General features: G+C 59.7%; 18 protein-coding genes. 12 read left to right on the top strand and 6 right to left on the bottom strand.

The features are described from left to right. Positions 1 to 218: 218 nt before the first annotated feature. From GH663_RS11860 to GH663_RS11840, 5 genes are all read left to right on the top strand, one after another. Positions 219 to 1355, top strand: coding sequence for an ABC transporter permease (locus tag GH663_RS11860; RefSeq protein WP_153131943.1), 1137 nt, complete (start codon positions 219 to 221; stop codon positions 1353 to 1355). A 1-nt stretch (position 1356) separates the two neighbouring features. After that, positions 1357 to 2142, top strand: coding sequence for an ABC transporter ATP-binding protein (locus GH663_RS11855; protein WP_153131942.1), 786 nt, complete (start codon positions 1357 to 1359; stop codon positions 2140 to 2142). A gap of 11 nt (positions 2143 to 2153) precedes the next feature. Then, the gene (locus GH663_RS11850) at positions 2154 to 3092 is read left to right on the top strand and encodes an MlaD family protein (protein ID WP_246181572.1); all 939 of its coding nucleotides are present in this window, start codon (positions 2154 to 2156) and stop codon (positions 3090 to 3092) included. Further along, positions 3089 to 3775 carry an ABC-type transport auxiliary lipoprotein family protein gene (locus GH663_RS11845; RefSeq protein ID WP_153131941.1) on the top strand — a complete coding sequence of 229 codons (687 nt, stop codon included), beginning with the start codon at positions 3089 to 3091 and terminating at the stop codon, positions 3773 to 3775. Before GH663_RS11850 ends, GH663_RS11845 begins: the two co-directional genes overlap by 4 nt. A gap of 136 nt (positions 3776 to 3911) precedes the next feature. Then, the gene (locus GH663_RS11840; RefSeq protein ID WP_153131940.1) at positions 3912 to 4475 is read left to right on the top strand and encodes a lipid-binding SYLF domain-containing protein; all 564 of its coding nucleotides are present in this window, start codon (positions 3912 to 3914) and stop codon (positions 4473 to 4475) included. Positions 4476 to 4579: 104 nt separating this feature from the next. Here the strand turns inward: GH663_RS11840 and GH663_RS11835 are convergent, their stop codons facing one another. From GH663_RS11835 to GH663_RS11815, 5 genes are all read right to left on the bottom strand, one after another. Further along, positions 4580 to 5065 (bottom strand): hypothetical protein, encoded by a 486-nt coding sequence (locus tag GH663_RS11835; RefSeq protein WP_153131939.1) that lies wholly within the window; start codon positions 5063 to 5065, stop codon positions 4580 to 4582. A 95-nt stretch (positions 5066 to 5160) separates the two neighbouring features. Beyond that, the gene (locus GH663_RS11830; RefSeq protein WP_153131938.1) at positions 5161 to 5586 is read right to left on the bottom strand and encodes a hypothetical protein; all 426 of its coding nucleotides are present in this window, start codon (positions 5584 to 5586) and stop codon (positions 5161 to 5163) included. Between the two features lie 81 nt (positions 5587 to 5667). Further along, positions 5668 to 5844, bottom strand: coding sequence for a hypothetical protein (locus GH663_RS11825; RefSeq protein ID WP_211371132.1), 177 nt, complete (start codon positions 5842 to 5844; stop codon positions 5668 to 5670). Positions 5845 to 5990: 146 nt separating this feature from the next. Continuing rightward, the gene (locus GH663_RS11820; protein WP_246181571.1) at positions 5991 to 6776 is read right to left on the bottom strand and encodes a hypothetical protein; all 786 of its coding nucleotides are present in this window, start codon (positions 6774 to 6776) and stop codon (positions 5991 to 5993) included. A 79-nt stretch (positions 6777 to 6855) separates the two neighbouring features. Further along, complete coding sequence (locus GH663_RS11815; RefSeq protein ID WP_153131936.1) at positions 6856 to 7545, bottom strand: VIT1/CCC1 transporter family protein; 690 nt, start codon at positions 7543 to 7545, stop codon at positions 6856 to 6858. Between GH663_RS11815 and GH663_RS11810 the strand changes: the two genes are divergently transcribed. The 4 genes from GH663_RS11810 (at position 7544) to GH663_RS11795 (ending at position 11270) form a co-directional block, all read left to right on the top strand. Continuing rightward, entirely contained in the window at positions 7544 to 7804 is a 261-nt protein-coding gene (locus tag GH663_RS11810) for a hypothetical protein (RefSeq protein WP_153131935.1), read from the top strand. The genes GH663_RS11815 and GH663_RS11810 overlap by 2 nt on opposite strands. Positions 7805 to 7820: 16 nt before the next feature. Next, positions 7821 to 10433, top strand: a complete 2613-nt coding sequence (locus GH663_RS11805) for a chemotaxis protein CheB (protein ID WP_153131934.1) — start codon at positions 7821 to 7823, stop codon at positions 10431 to 10433. Positions 10434 to 10616: 183 nt separating this feature from the next. Continuing rightward, positions 10617 to 10817 carry a DUF3079 domain-containing protein gene (locus GH663_RS11800; protein WP_153132012.1) on the top strand — a complete coding sequence of 67 codons (201 nt, stop codon included), beginning with the start codon at positions 10617 to 10619 and terminating at the stop codon, positions 10815 to 10817. Between the two features lie 33 nt (positions 10818 to 10850). After that, on the top strand, positions 10851 to 11270 hold the full coding sequence (locus GH663_RS11795; protein WP_153131933.1) for a PAS domain-containing protein: 420 nt from the start codon (positions 10851 to 10853) through the stop codon (positions 11268 to 11270). A gap of 29 nt (positions 11271 to 11299) precedes the next feature. On the opposite strand, the gene GH663_RS11790 is transcribed toward GH663_RS11795, so the two are convergent. Beyond that, the gene (locus tag GH663_RS11790; protein ID WP_211371131.1) at positions 11300 to 11569 is read right to left on the bottom strand and encodes a DUF3460 family protein; all 270 of its coding nucleotides are present in this window, start codon (positions 11567 to 11569) and stop codon (positions 11300 to 11302) included. 158 nt (positions 11570 to 11727) lie between these two features. On the opposite strand from GH663_RS11790, the gene sufB reads away from it, so the two are divergent. From sufB to sufD, 3 genes are read left to right on the top strand one after another with little or no spacing between them, the layout of a single operon-like run. Further along, positions 11728 to 13176 (top strand): Fe-S cluster assembly protein SufB, encoded by a 1449-nt coding sequence (gene sufB, locus GH663_RS11785; protein ID WP_153131932.1) that lies wholly within the window; start codon positions 11728 to 11730, stop codon positions 13174 to 13176. A 14-nt stretch (positions 13177 to 13190) separates the two neighbouring features. After that, positions 13191 to 13958, top strand: coding sequence for a Fe-S cluster assembly ATPase SufC (sufC, locus tag GH663_RS11780; RefSeq protein ID WP_153131931.1), 768 nt, complete (start codon positions 13191 to 13193; stop codon positions 13956 to 13958). Further along, complete coding sequence (gene sufD / locus GH663_RS11775) at positions 13955 to 15262, top strand: Fe-S cluster assembly protein SufD (RefSeq protein WP_153131930.1); 1308 nt, start codon at positions 13955 to 13957, stop codon at positions 15260 to 15262. The genes sufC and sufD overlap by 4 nt, the downstream gene beginning before the upstream one ends. The last annotated feature ends 6 nt before the right edge of the window (positions 15263 to 15268 follow it).

Below are 15268 nucleotides of genomic sequence, written 5' to 3'. Positions count from 1 at the left end.
CATAAGTGACAAATGCTGCGCAGACCGATGAGCGCAAACGAGTCGCCAAAAAACGCACTATGTGGGCCGGCGCACAGAGAGATGACGAACGTGGTGCTAAATCTGCATGACGACGAGTCACAAGCTCCCACCACTTCTCGGGATCAAAGGTGTCGTTTTTCAAGCATCAAGGAAGAACCCAGAATGAACAAAAAGCCGAATGCCGGCACTCTCATACGATGACGCAAACTCCGGCCACAGCCGCCCGCTTCACCCGGACCAAGCCACTGGAACTGGCGCTATCGGGTTCATGGACGGTGCGCGGGATCGGCCGGATCGACAGCGAACTCGAGACCTTGGCCGTGCCGTCCGGCGTAGCCGTGGTCATCGATGCCTCGCGCATCGACGCCTTTGACAGCGCTGGCGCCTGGATCGTGCACAAGCTGCTGCATCGCCTGCACGGTGCATCCGGCCAGGCTGAAATCCGCGACCTGCGACCGGAGTTCGTCAGATTGCTTGATGTCGTTGGCCAGGAAATTGCCCAGCAGGCATCGACCAGCCCGCCGGATGCCGTTAAGCCGCTCAACAAGCTCGAAAGCCTCGGCCGCGGCACGGCCGACGCGCTCGAACAAGGCGTCGCCCTGCTGGCCTTTGTCGGTGAATCCAGCCTCGCCCTGAGCGGCTGGATTGCCCATCCGGCTCGCATCCGCTGGCGCCCCATTCTCTACAACATCCGCAGTGCCGGCTTCGATGCCCTGCCCATCGTCGGCCTGCTCTCCTTCCTGCTTGGCGTCGTCGTGGCCTATCAGGGCGCCGACCAACTCAGGCAATACGGGGCCAACATCTTTGTAGCCGATCTTGTCGGCCTTTCGATGCTGCGCGAATTCGCGCCGCTGATTACCGCCATCATCGTCGCCGGCCGCTCCGGCTCGGCCTACGCTGCACAGATCGGCAGCATGGCGGTAAGCGAGGAGATCGATGCCATGCGCACCATCGGCATCGCACCGCTCGAGATGCTGGTCCTGCCCAAGGTTATTGCCCTCTTCATCGCCCTGCCCCTGCTCACGGTGTTTGCCGACGTACTCGGCGTTTTCGGCGGCATGATCATGGCGCGCGCCCAGTTGGCCGTCAGCTATCCCGAATTCCTCGACCGCTTCGCCAAAACCGTCAGTGTCACGGCTTATCTGATCGGTATCAGCAAGGCACCGGTTTTTGCTGCAATCATCGTCACCGTCGGCTGCTTTCAAGGCTTTCGCACCCACGGTGGTGCCGACAGCGTCGGGCTGCAGACCACGCGCAGCGTCGTCCAGTCGATCTTTCTGGTGATCGTTGCCGATGCCCTGTTCTCTGTTGCCTTCAGCGCCCTGGACCTCTGAGATGAATGAACCGTCACCAGAAACCACGCCAGCCATCGAGATCAGCCAACTGACGACGCGCTTCGGCGACCATGTCGTCCATGCCGATCTCGATCTCCTTGTCCACCCGACTGAAATATTTGCGCTGGTCGGCGGCTCGGGCTCGGGGAAGTCGACCCTGCTGCGCGAAATCATTCTGCTTCAGCAACCGGCATCGGGTTCGATCAAGGTACTTGGCGTCGATCTGGAAAACATCAGCGACCCCGCCGCCCTCGCCCTGCGCCAGCGCTGGGGGGTCATGTTCCAGAGTGGCGGCCTGTTCGGCTCGCTGACGATCAGGGAAAACGTCGGCCTGCCGCTCCGCGAGCATAGCGGACTGGCTGACCCGCTGATCGACGAAATCGCCGACTGGAAGCTGGCGATGACCGGCCTGGAACCGTCGGTCGGCGCAAAGTATCCGTCGGAACTCAGTGGCGGCATGATGAAACGGGCATCGCTCGCCCGCGCCCTGGCCCTCGACCCGGAACTGCTCTTTCTCGACGAACCGACCGCCGGCCTTGATCCCGAGAGCGCCGAAGAAATCGACCGCTTGATCAAAAAACTGCGTGATCTCTTCGGCCTGGGCATTGTCATCATCACCCACGATCTCGACCTGCTGTGGCAAATCGCCGACCGCGTTGGCGTCCTCGCCGACGGCAAGATGCAAGGCATTGGCTCGATGAGTGAACTGGCGCAACTCGATCATCCCGCTGTCCGCAAGTTTTTCGACGGCCCGCGCGGGCGAGCCGCGCAAAGCGGGGTGAAATGATGGAAACCAAAGTGAATTATGCGGTTGTCGGCGCCTTTGTCCTGCTTTTGGCGACGGCACTGGTCGCCGCCGCCCTTTGGCTGGCCTCTGGCGGCGCCGTGAAGAAAAAATACGATCTCTACCTGGCGATCGAGGAAGAATCGGTGGCCGGTCTCAATCTGAACGCCCCCGTCAAATACAACGGTGTTGACGTTGGCAAGGTGCGGCAAATCCAGCTCGACCCCGGCAACCCGGAAAGGGTCAATCTGCTCTTCGCCATCGAGCACGGCACGCCAATCAAGGAAGACACGGTGGCAGTACTGAAGACCCAGGGCCTGACCGGAATCGCCTATGTCGAACTGAGTGGTGGCGCCGACCATGCACCGCTGCTGCAGGCGACGGCCGGCAACGAGTATCCGGTAATCCGTACCAAGCCATCGCTGAGCACACGCCTGGAAAATGTGCTGACCAACGTACTCGCCAAGCTGGATGCCACCTCGAACAACCTCAACGCCATGCTCGGTGCCGAAAACCAGGCGGCGTTCAAGAACACCCTCGCCGACCTTGCCAGCGTGGCGCACACCTTCGCCGCACGCAAGGAAAGCATAGATGCCGGCCTGATCGACGCCGCCCGCCTGTTTGCCCACGCAGCGCAGGCCTCGGTCAAGCTGGAACCGACACTCGACCGCCTCGGGCGCGCGGCGGATGCGGTCGAAAAGATGGGCAACGAAGTCACGCTAACCAGTGCCAGCGCCGGCAAGACGATCAACTCGGTCGGCGGCGATGTCGGACGCTTCACAGCCGAAACCCTGCCCGAACTGGAACGACTGCTGCGCGAACTGAGCGTCCTTAGCACTTCGTTGCGTCGTCTCAGCGAGCAGATGGAGCGTGATCCGTCCGCTCTGCTGTTCGGCCAGAGGCCGGTGCCCACCGGGCCGGGCGAGTCATCAACGGGGGAGCGGCAGCGATGATCAAGCCTCCTCTCTTTCGCCGCCAGCGGCTGGTTGCCGCCACGCTGCTCGGATTGCTCGGTGCCTGCGGTGTACTCACGCCAAACCAGGAATCGCAACGCGCCTTCTATACGCTGGATGGTTCAGGCGTTGTCGATATACGAACGCCTCCCCTTGCCCCCTTGCCGGTCTCGATCGCTGCGCCAACACTGATCATCAATCCACCACATGCGGCAGCCGGTTTCGATAGCCGGCGCATCATCTACGTACGCGAACCTCATCGGCTGGAATATTTTGCCAATAGCGAATGGGCGGATACGCCGGCCCGGATGATCGCCCCGCTGATCGTCGCAGCCCTCGAAAAAAGCACTAGCTTCCGCGCCATCCTCCTGACCCCCAGTGCCGCAGTTGGCGATCTTCGCCTGGATGTCGAAATCGTGCGGCTGCAGCATGAGTTTGACCGTTCGCCAAGCCAGGTCCGTTTCACCCTGCGCGCATATCTGATCGACACCGAAACCCGTCAGGTTCTGGCCAGGGAGGAGTTCGACGAGAGCGTTCCCGCCCTCCAGGACACCCCGTACGGCGGGGTCATCGCCGCAAATGGCGCGGTGCGGAAGGTCATGGCGCGACTCGCCGTTTTTTGTGCCGAAGCCGTTCGAAGCAGGCACCAGACAGCCTTGCCGCGACCGAAGAGCGACCACTGATTGCTCCCTATGTGCGCTATCAAACCGAGATGAAAAATCAATCCATCTAAGCTCTTTTCAGGAATATCCCTCCCGCTTGCGCATGTTTGGCAGTCCGGGTGCGTCGAGTTCCCCTTTGTAATTCTGGAGATCGAAAATGAACAACACACCAAACATTTTGCAAAAATTCATCCTCGTCACTGCTACGGCCTTCGCATTGGCCACAATCAGCAACGCGGCGCTTGCCGCCAGTGCCGAAGACCTCAACAAGGACGCGGCGCAGGCGTTGCAAATACTCTACAAGAGCAGCCCGGTTGCCGAGAGCCTTTCCAAGAAAGCCAAGGCAATCCTCGTCTTTCCCAAGATCATCAAGGCTGGACTGGTCTTCGGTGGCGCCTATGGTGAAGGCGTTCTGACCAAGAACGACAAATTCGTGAGCTACTACAACTCGGTTACCGCCACCTTCGGCTGGCAGGCCGGGGCGGAGTCGTATGGCTATGTGGTTTTCCTGATGAGCGACAAGGCCGTGAAATACCTTGATGATTCGATGGGATGGGAAATCGGCGTCGGCCCGACGGTGGTCGTGGTCAATGAAGGGATAGCCAAGAATCTCTCGACATCGACTTTGAAGAACGATGCTTACGCCTTCATTTTCGACCAGCAGGGCCTGATGGCCAGCCTCAGCATCGAGGGCACCAAAATCAGCCGTATCAAACGCTAGGCCGCAGTTAAAGCGCTGTTCACCTTACGACGGTCTTGATTCCCGATGGAGTCAAGACCGTTTTTATTGCCCCCCGTTTGCAATCGACCAAGGGCCGGAAAAGATCATTCGCCCCGGCTGACGAATACCATGCGTAGCGGTTGCCTGGTTGTACCAGCCTGGATGCGTCGATGCAGCCACGCCCCGTCAATTTGTGCGGATATCCGATAAGCCCCCGGAGGCAGCTTGATATAGAGCAGCGGACCTTCGCTGACGCCGGAAATGATCTGCCGGCCGTCGCGACCAGCCACGGCGAATGGAATGTCAGCCAGGTAGCTGCCCTGGCGATTGCTGAAAACGATGTGAACGTTGTAGGAAGCCGCTGCCTTGCGCATTTCATCGCGCGCCTCCTCGCCAATGCCGCCACTCATCCAGGGAATATCGGCTTGCGGGATGCTGATTGCGTTGGATTTTGCATTGTCCCCGACCTCACCGGCTTGCAAGGGAGGGCATAGCAAGGCGCCAAGAATGATCGCGATGGGTAACGAAACGGACTTGCGAGCCAATTTATGATGGCCCCGGGCGAGTATTGCTATTGCTGGTATGTGCATGATCTGCTCCGAAATAACCGTGGACCGGCATGAGAGCAGCCGGTGGAAAGCACCGGCTGATTTTCAGGTCCTTGCTGGGTGATTGCGCCACTACCTCAACGATATTCCCCTCGCTGATGATCATTGCGCGGATCGCCACGTTGCCCATCTCTGTGATCGTCCCGGTGTTCATCCCGGCGATCTCCGTAATGCCGCTGGTAACGCGGTGCATATTCGCGCTCGTACCAGCTGTTTTGTACAAAATAGACTCGCTCGTTGCAGGCATTGTATTTACCGCAATGTCGGCGCCAGTTTTTGGCATGCCCGGGAGGTACATTCAGATAGAGTGGCGGCCGCCCAGCCGGTACTCGATACACTGCTCTCGGCTGCTGATAGATAAGCTGCGGCGGGGGCGGATAGTCGCCAAAATCGAGCCGGCCGTAAAAGCCTGGCTGGCCGATGCTCACCGCTACCCCTACATCGGCCGCTTGGGCAGATGAGGCTGATGCAGCTAGCAATAGCGCAATCAAAAATAATTTCATGGTATTCCTTCTCTTCTTCTCATCGGTTCACCCAGCACCTGACGAGAATCCCCGGGCACCATGGTGAAAGCTTGCCGGCAACTACTTCTTGTCGCCCTCGGCGGCGTCCTTGATCTTTTCTCCGGCTTTTTCGACCTGCTGCCCAGCGGACACGGCAGCCTTATCGACTTCCTTACCCGCCTTTTCCATCGGCCCCTCTTTTTTTTCGCAGCCGTACAGCGCAGCGAGCAAGGCACTCATGGCAATGACAACTGTCATGGTTTTTCCGTTTGTATTCATTGCGTTCTCCTCGAAAGCATTTGCCAAACCACCGCGTTTGATGGTTGACCGGTCGTGCCTTATCGTCAGCCTCTTTCCCGAGACACCTGACCTCAAGCCTTGATGGCCTGAGTCAGGAGGTCTTGTTACTTTTTGTGAGTCACTTTTGCCTTGTCGAGGCAGCTATCCTTGGCTGCACCGGAGTACGCATCGCACTTTTCCTTGGCGACTGCATACTCGGCATCGCTCTTGTCGGCATTGGCATCCTTCCGGGCCTCGGTGGTTTTCTTGCTGGCATCGCCGCGTGCATCGGCCGTTTTTTCATTGGCTGTTGCGTTTGCTTCAGCAGTCTTCATTTGCGCCTTGGCATCGGCTATTGCGGCAGTTTCTGCGGCCTTAGCTTCCTTTTGGCAGACATCCTTGGCGTTGCCGGCCAGATCGTCGCACTTCTCCTTGGCCACGCCATAGTCAGCCTCGGCCTTGGCAACGCGCGCTTCGTAGCGTGATTTCTGTGTTGGCTTGTAGGCGGCTTCGAGGTCAGCCTTGGCTACTTTCTCTTTGCCCTTGGCTTCAGCCATGCAAATATCATTGGCATTGCCCGACAGCGAATTGCAGTTCGCCTTGGCCGTCTTGTAGTCGGCTGAAATTTTGTCCTTGCCGGCATTGAAATCGCCTTTCGACATGCCTTCAGCCATGGCGCTGGCACTGAAAGCGAGGGTGATGGCGAGGGCGATCGTATTGATATTGAGGTTTTTCATTTTGTAGTCCTTGATGATTTGATCCTGAGAGCTATGCCAAGGCAAACGAGGCCCCGCATACAGTTTTCTTTGCCAAAACCGCGTGATAGGTAAGCATCGCGCGTTGCCGCAATACGGGTGTCGCACTGCATTTGGCTCCGATAGGCCGAGCATGGGGCAGAAGCCCGCTGCCATCTGTCCCTTGGCGCACATAGCGAATACTTGCCCGCTGAATGACGCCACTCAGCTATGGGGCAGGCCGAATACAGGAAAATCAGGCAGACACACCAAACAAGGCACCGACGCCAGCCGTCAAGCCCATCGCCAAGGCCCCCCAAAAGCTGACGCGGGCGATTGCGACGCTCAAGGGCGCCCCCCCTGCGGCAGCCGACAAGCCCCCCAGCAAGGCGAGAAAAAGCAGCGCACTGCCGGCGACACTCCAGAACAGCACGCTCACCGGCACTAACATGACAACCAGCAGCGGCAACGCCGCACCCATTGAAAAAGTGGCGGCCGAGGTCAGCGCGGCCTGCAACGGTTTGGCTGTCTGGCATGCCGAGATACCCAACTCGTCCCGGGCATGCGTCCCAATGGCGTCATGGGCCATTAATTGGCTGGCCACCACGCCGGCAATTTCGGCGTCCAGCCCGCGGCCGATGTAGATGGCTCGCAATTCCGCCAGTTCGTGTTCCGGATCGGCAGCCAGTTCACGCCGTTCGCGATCCAGATCGGCATTTTCCGTATCGGCCTGCGAACTGACGGAAACGTACTCGCCAGCGGCCATCGAACTGGCGCCCGCCATCAGGCCCGCGACGCCGGCAATCAGGATGGTGCTGGAATCGGCCCCGGCCGCAGCAACGCCCAGAACCAGGCTGGCCGTCGAGACGATCCCGTCGTTTGCCCCCAGCACTGCGGCACGCAGCCAGCCAATCCGTTCTGTCCGGTGTTTCTCTGTGTGTCGCATGAATATCCTGACTCCAAGGCAGTTGGATTCCGTTCTCGCGCTTTCCGGGCTGCAACAAGGCCAGCCCAACATCAATACTGGTCTGCCGATGGCGATAGTCAAGGCGCATCTCGCCATTACCGTTGGACTGCGATTGAACTCTGTGTGCAAGCGCACATACGTTCTGCTTGGCGGCGATTTATTGATTGCAGTGGCGGCTGATTCGGTGCACCCTGAAACGGTCTCCGAATCCCCAGATGTCCGTAAGGAAAAATATTGATAGCGAGTGGCGAGTGATGCCGACCGTACCCAAAACGCGCCCGCCAAGTCACCAGGCCAATGTCGTAGCGCATCGCCCGGCGCAACCTTTCCCGATTGTCGCAATCGGTGCTTCGGCCGGCGGTCTTGAGGCGCTGGAACAGTTTCTCGGACACGTCCCCGCTGCCAGTGGCATGGCCTTTATCGTCATCCAGCACCTCGACCCCGATCGCGAGGACATGCTCTCCGAATTGCTGCAGCGGGCGACAACCATGCCGGTCGAGCAGGCGCGCAACCGGATGAAGGTCAAGCCCGATTGTGTCTACGTCATTCCGCCCAATACCAATATCTCCATTCTGCACGGCAACCTGTATCTACTGGCGCCCGTCGCACCACGCGGATTGCGGCTGCCGATCGACTTTTTCTTCCATGCGCTGGCCGAAGACCGGCGCGAGCATGCCATCGGCGTCATCCTCTCGGGCATGGGCTCGGATGGCACGCTCGGTCTGCGCAGCATCAAGGAATACGGCGGCCTCGTCCTGGTCCAGGAGCCGGCCAACGCCAAGTTCGACAGCATGCCGAAAAGTGCCATTGCCACCGGCCTGACCGACATCATTGCGGTGGCAGAAGAACTGCCGCTGCGCATCATCGATACCCTGCAGCATGCGCATCATTACCCGCCCGTCCGTCCCGTGCCGGCCACCGAAAGCACGGCCGACAAGACAGCTTTCGAAATAATCTGCATCCTGCTGCGGGCAGCGACCGGCCACGACTTTTCGCTTTACAAGAAAACCACGGTCTATCGTCGGATCGAACGGCGCATGGCCATTCATCAACTGGACCGGATTGCCGATTACGCCCGTTACCTGCGCGAAAACCTGCAGGAAGTCGAATTGCTGTTCAAGGAATTGCTGATCGGGGTCACCAGTTTCTTTCGCGATCCGGCGACCTGGGCCTACCTTCAGGAACACGTGCTGCCCGGCTTGCTCGCTAGCTACCCGGGTGGGGGCACGCTACGCGCCTGGGTGGCAGGCTGCTCGACTGGCGAAGAGGCATTTTCCCTGGCGATCGCCTTTCGTGAAGCCATGGACAAAATGCCGCCCCCCGCCCGCTATTCCGTCCAGATCTTCGCCACGGATCTTGACCCGGATGCCATCGAAAAGGCACGGCGTGGCATTTACCCGGCCAATATCGCCGCGGACGTCTCGGAGGATCGCCTGAAACGCTTCTTCATCGACGAGGGAGACAATTTTCGTATCTGTAAGGAAATTCGTGAAATGGTGGTCTTTGCACCGCAAAACCTGATCATGGACCCACCCTTCACCAAACTTGATATCCTGACCTGCCGCAATCTGCTGATCTACCTCGGCGCCGAGCTTCAGAAGCGTGTTCTTCCCCTCTTCCACTACAGTCTCAAGCCGGGGGGCGTGCTGATGCTGGGCAGTGCCGAAACGATAGGCAGCTTTACCGATCTTTTCGTGCCGCTGGAGAGCAAGGCACGCTTATTCCGGCGCAACGACAGCCTTACGCGCCCGACATCCCTTGAATTCCCGACCCGCGATCTACCTACAAGAACAGAGTCTCCGATGGAAACAAAGCCCGAACAGGTTCCCGCCAATCTGCAACACCTTGCCGACGAACTGCTCCTCCAGCAGTTCTCGCCGGCCGCCGTGCTGGTCACCGCGACCGGTGACCTGGTCTATATCAGCGGCCGTACCGGCAAATATCTCGAACCCGCTGCCGGCAAGGTGAACTGGAATATCCACGCCATGGCCCGCGACGGGCTACGCCAGGCCATTGCGCTGGCCATGCCGAAGGCCTTGCGCAGCGGCGAACAGGTGGTCTGCCCCAACCTTTCGGTCGACAGCAATGGCGTTACGCAAATTGTGGACCTGACGCTGCAACCCATTGCCGAACCAGCCGCCCTGCGCGGCATGCTCATGCTGGTCTTCAGGGATACCGCGACAACGGCAAAACCCTACGCCGCTGCGCCCGGCAAGCGCGGGGGACGGGGTAGCCCGCGTGAAATGGAGCTGGAACAAGCGCTGCTGCAGGCTCACCTGGAAATACGGACGTTGCGCGAGGAAATGCAAACCTCGCATGAAGAGCTCAAGTCGGCCAACGAGGAGTTGCAGTCGACCAACGAGGAGTTGCAGTCCACCAATGAAGAGCTCACCACTTCCAAGGAAGAAATGCAGTCCTTGAACGAAGAGCTGCAGACGGTGAATGTCGAACTGCAATCGAAGGTCGATGAGCTATCAACGACCAACAACGACATGAAGAACCTGCTCAACAGTACCGACATCGCTACCGTTTTCCTGGATAACGCGCTGCATGTCCGGCGCTTCACCACCCAGGCGACGCGCCTGTTCAAGCTGATCCCGAGCGATCTCGGCCGCGCCTTGTCGGACATCGTCACCGACCTCGACTACCCCGACTTCCGGCACGATGCCGAGGAGGTTCTGCACACGCTGGTTTTCTCGGACCGTGAAGTTACGACCGGCGATGGCCGCTGGTTCCAGGTCAAGATCATGCCCTACCGGACCCTGGAAAATGTCATCGACGGTGTCGTGATCACTTTCAACGACATCAGCCGCGCCAAGCAACTGGAGGCCGAATTGCGCGCCTTTGCCGGTGAGAAAAAGGTTTAGGACGCCAGGGAGCCGACGCACTCGGCGACCATCGGCCTCAACGCCGATCTTGTGAGCGAGATCAAATAATTGCCAATATAGTTGAGTAAACTACTCAGCTATAGACTAGCCGATATCGGGTTCAGGAACTATTTCGAGACCGCGGGCATGAGCAAAACACCGACGTTTTTCAAGTCGCCTGAAATGGCGAAAAAATTTCCGTTGAATCCAAAACATCCCGAGCGGACCTGTTGGGGATGCGACAAATATTGCTCGGTGAACGCCTTGCAGTGCGGCAATGGCTCCGGTCGCACCCAGCACCCGTCCGAAATGCTCGGCGAGGACTGGTACATGTGGGGCGATTGGGGCATCGACCCGAACGAGCAGCCTGAAACGAAGACCTAGTTTCATGTTCGGCAACAAACAGGAGAGCCAACTATGGATGACAATCTGCAAGCGGTTTCCTCCCTCGGCGACTTGATCGTCGAGCACACGGCCGATGCGCTGATCTACTCGAATCGCGACGGCATTATCGAACGCTGGAACCCAGCTGCCGCATCGATGCTCGGCTATAGCGCCGCCGAGGCCTGCGGCCAGAGCCTCGACCTGATCATTCCCGAACCCCTGCGTGCCGCCCATTGGCGGGGTTTTGATGCGGCGATGCAGAACGGTTCGACGCGACTACACGGCCGCCCGACCGTGACCCGAGCGGCACACAAGTCGGGGCAGACGCTCTATGTCGAAATGAGCTTTGCACTGGTCAGCGACAAAGCCGGAAAAGTCATCGGCTCGGTTGCGATGGCGCGGGATGTGACAGAGCGCTTTCTGCGCGAAAAAGCGGCCCGCCAAAGCAAGTAGGCTATTGTCCGTGGCCGGGCGAGCAAAGCTCACTCCGGCCCTTTGATTGGACCATGGCGGTGAAAGCCGTAGCCATCGTCGGGGACGCTATCCAGTTCGGCTTTTTTCTGGGCGACCAAATCGACTTGCTTGTCCCAGTAAATATGCCAGCCTTTGTGCTGGTCCTTGACCACCTCAGGGTGTTCCTCGAGAAAGTGGTTGATGAAGCGGGTGTGATTGGAAACAAACCCCCGATCCATGACGCCATGGCCAGACTTGTCGCCGTATGGGTGAAACAAGCTGTTGAAAAAGTTGTTCATGGTAAGTACCTCAAAATGGGAAAGAAGCAGAATCCCCCATTAATTCGAGTTCATATGAGCCGGCTTGGTTCGCTTCATTTGCCATCAAGCAGATGGGCAGCCGAGGTAGCCGGAACGATGGATAGACCCACCGGTCCAAGTTGCGAAGGAGGCGAGCCATGCTCAAGGAAGCCACCAAACTCGACGAACTGGTCAGTCGCGAATACCAGCACGGTTTTCATACCGACCTGGAAACGGATACCCTTTCCCAGGGCTTGAACGAAGCGGTGATCCGCCTGATTTCAGCCAAGAAGGAAGAGCCGGAATTCATGCTCGACTGGCGGCTGCAAGCCTATCGGCACTGGCTGACCATGCGCGAACCCGGCTGGTCCACGATTCATCATCCGCCCATCGACTATCAGGCGATCAGCTATTACTCGGCCCCCAAGTCTCGCCAGGACGGGCCGCAGAGCCTGGCGGAAGTCGATCCCGAACTGCTGCGGACCTACGAAAAGCTCGGCGTGCCGCTGCAGGAGCGGGAGATTCTGGCCGGGGTTGCGGTCGACGCGGTTTTCGACAGCGTTTCCGTCGCCACCACCTTCAAGGCCAAGCTGGGCGAGCTCGGCATCATCTTCTGCTCCTTTTCCGAAGCGGTGCGCGAACACCCGGAACTGGTCCGCCAATATCTCGGCTCGGTGGTGCCCTACACCGACAACTATTTCGCCAGCCTGAACTCGGCCGTCTTCTCCGACGGCTCCTTCTGCTATATCCCGCCCGGCGTCCATTGCCCGATGGAGTTGTCCACCTACTTCCGGATCAACGCCATCAATACCGGCCAGTTCGAGCGCACGCTGATCATCGCCGACCGTGACAGCTACGTCAGCTACCTGGAAGGCTGCACGGCACCGATGCGCGACGAGAACCAGTTGCACGCGGCAGTGGTCGAGCTGATCGCGCTGGAAAATGCCCAGATCCGCTACGCCACGGTGCAGAACTGGTACCCCGGCGACAAGGAGGGCCGCGGCGGCATCTACAATTTCGTCACCAAGCGCGGTGAATGCCGGGGCGACAATTCGCGGATTTCCTGGACCCAGGTCGAGACCGGCTCGGCGATCACCTGGAAGTACCCGAGCGTGATCCTGCGCGGCGACAATGCGCAGGGCGAGTTCCATTCGGTTGCCCTGACCAACAACTACCAGCAGGCCGACACCGGCACCAAGATGATCCATCTGGGCCGTAACACGCGCAGCAATATCGTCTCCAAGGGCATCTCGGCCGGCCACGGACACAACGCCTACCGGGGTCTGGTCAAAATGGCCAAAAGCGCGGTCGGTGCCCGCAACTACAGCCAATGCGACTCGCTGCTGCTCGGCGACAAGTGCGCGGCCCATACCTTCCCGTATATCGAGGTCAAACATCCATCGGCCCGGGTCGAGCACGAGGCGACCACCTCGCGAATCGGCGAAGACCAGTTGTTCTATTGCCAGAGCCGCGGCTTGTCGGCCGAAGATGCCGTCTCGATGATCGTCAACGGCTTTTGCAAGGAGGTCTTCCAGGAACTGCCGATGGAATTCGCCGTCGAGGCGCAAAAGCTGCTCGGGGTTAGCCTCGAAGGCAGCATCGGCTAGGAGCCGCACCCACCATGCTCGATATCCGCAACCTGCACGTCAGCGTCGATGGCAAGCCCATCCTCAAGGGCCTCGATCTCAGCGTCAAGGCCGGCGAAGTCCATGCCATCATGGGCCCGAACGGTTCGGGAAAAAGCACGCTGGCCCATGTGCTGGCCGGACGCGAAGGCTATGTCGTCAGTTCGGGAGAAATCCTTTATCAGGGCAGCAACCTGCTCGAACTGAACGTCGAGGAACGAGCCCAGCAAGGAATACTCCTCGCCTTCCAGTATCCAGTTGAAATCCCCGGCGTGGCCAATGTCTATTTCCTCAAGGCGGCACTCAATGCGCTGCGCCGCCATCGTGGTCTGCCCGAACTCGACGCCATCGACTTTCTCGCCCTGATCCGCAACAAGCTGAAGCAGATGGAAATGGACGAGAGCCTGCTCTACCGTCCGGTCAACCAGGGCTTTTCCGGCGGCGAGAAGAAGCGCAACGAGATACTCCAGATGGTCCTCCTCGAACCGACGCTCGCCTTGCTCGACGAAAGTGATTCGGGCCTCGACATCGACGCCCTGAAAGTGGTCGCCGCCGGCATCAACGGGCTGCGCAGCCCGCAGCGGGCGATCGTTCTGGTCACCCATTACCAGCGCCTGCTCGACTACGTCGTGCCGGACAAAGTGCATGTCCTGGCGGATGGACGTATCGCCCGCTCCGGCGGTCGCGAACTGGCCATCGAACTCGAACGCACCGGCTACGGCACGCCGGCGGATCATCCGGGACGGCAGGCGGCCACGCCATGAACGCCCGCGTCCCCGGCTCGGCTGCCGATTACCTGGGCGCCTTTCGGCGAATTTCGGGCATTTTGCCGGGCCAGCATCTGGACTGGCTGCGCCAGGCCCGGGCCGAGGCGATTGGTCGCTTCAGCCAGCAGGGCTTTCCGACACTCCACGACGAGGACTGGAAATACACCAGTGTGGCGAGCATCGAAAAAGGCCGCTTCAACATCCTGCCGACCGCCAGCGACAATTTGCTGGCCCCGCAGGTCGCCCTCCATGCCCTGCCCGACAGCCATCTTCTGGTCTTCGTCAATGGCCGCCTGGACCCCGGACTCTCCCGGCCGGGCCGCCTGCCGCCGGGCACCGTGTTGAGCAGCCTGGCCTATCAGCTCGAGCAGGATCAGGATTGGCCGGAGGATACGTTGGTCACCTACCCGCCGGCCTCGCCCTTCGCCGATCTGAATCTTGCCTTCATGGCCGATGGCGCCTATGTTCGCTTGCCGCCTGAAGCGGCGCTGGCCGCCCCGATCCAGTTGCTGTTCATTACCAGCGAGGCCAATCTCGCGGTCCAGCCGCGTAATCTGCTGGTCGCCGGCGCTGGCAGTTCGGCCAGTATCGTCGAACAGCATGTCGCCCTCGGCGAGAGCAGCTATTTCACCAATACGGTCACCGACATTCTCGTTGGCAGCGGCGCCACGCTTGAACATCACAAGGTCCAGCAGGAAAGCCCGGCGGCTTTTCATATTGCTACGGTCAACGTCTCGCAGGCGGCAAAAAGCCGGTTCACCTCGACCTCCTTCGCCCTCGGCGCCCGCCTGGCCCGGACCGGCATCGCCGTCAAGTTCCAGGCCGAGGACGCCCATTGCACGTTGGATGGGCTTTATCTGAGCGATGGCCGCCAGCATGTCGATCACCATACCTGGATCGACCATCAGAAACCCCGCTGTACCAGTCGCGAACTCTACAAAGGCATCCTGAACGGCGCGTCGCGTGCCGTCTTCAATGGCCGGGTGGTAGTGCATCCCGATGCCCAGGGCAGCGATGCCCAGCAGACCAACCATAATCTGCTGCTCTCGGAAAACGCCGAGATCGACACCAAGCCGCAACTGGAAATCTGGGCCGACGATGTCAAGTGCAGCCATGGCGCAACGGTCGGCCAACTGGACGAGGATCAGGTTTACTATCTGCGCGCCCGGGGCATCGGTGAAGCCTCGGCCCGGGTGATACTGACCCGGGCCTTCGCCAAGGAAATCATCGACCGGGTCGGCCCGCTGTCCCTGCAGGAGCGGCTGGATCAACTGCTGCAGCACAAGCTGCCGCGGCAGTGAGGGAGG

It is taken from the genome of Dechloromonas hortensis (assembly GCF_009469765.1).
Taxonomy (GTDB): domain Bacteria; phylum Pseudomonadota; class Gammaproteobacteria; order Burkholderiales; family Rhodocyclaceae; genus Azonexus; species Azonexus hortensis.
The sequence above is the reverse complement of the archived record's forward strand: the minus strand, read 5'-3'. Positions and strand labels throughout refer to the sequence as shown.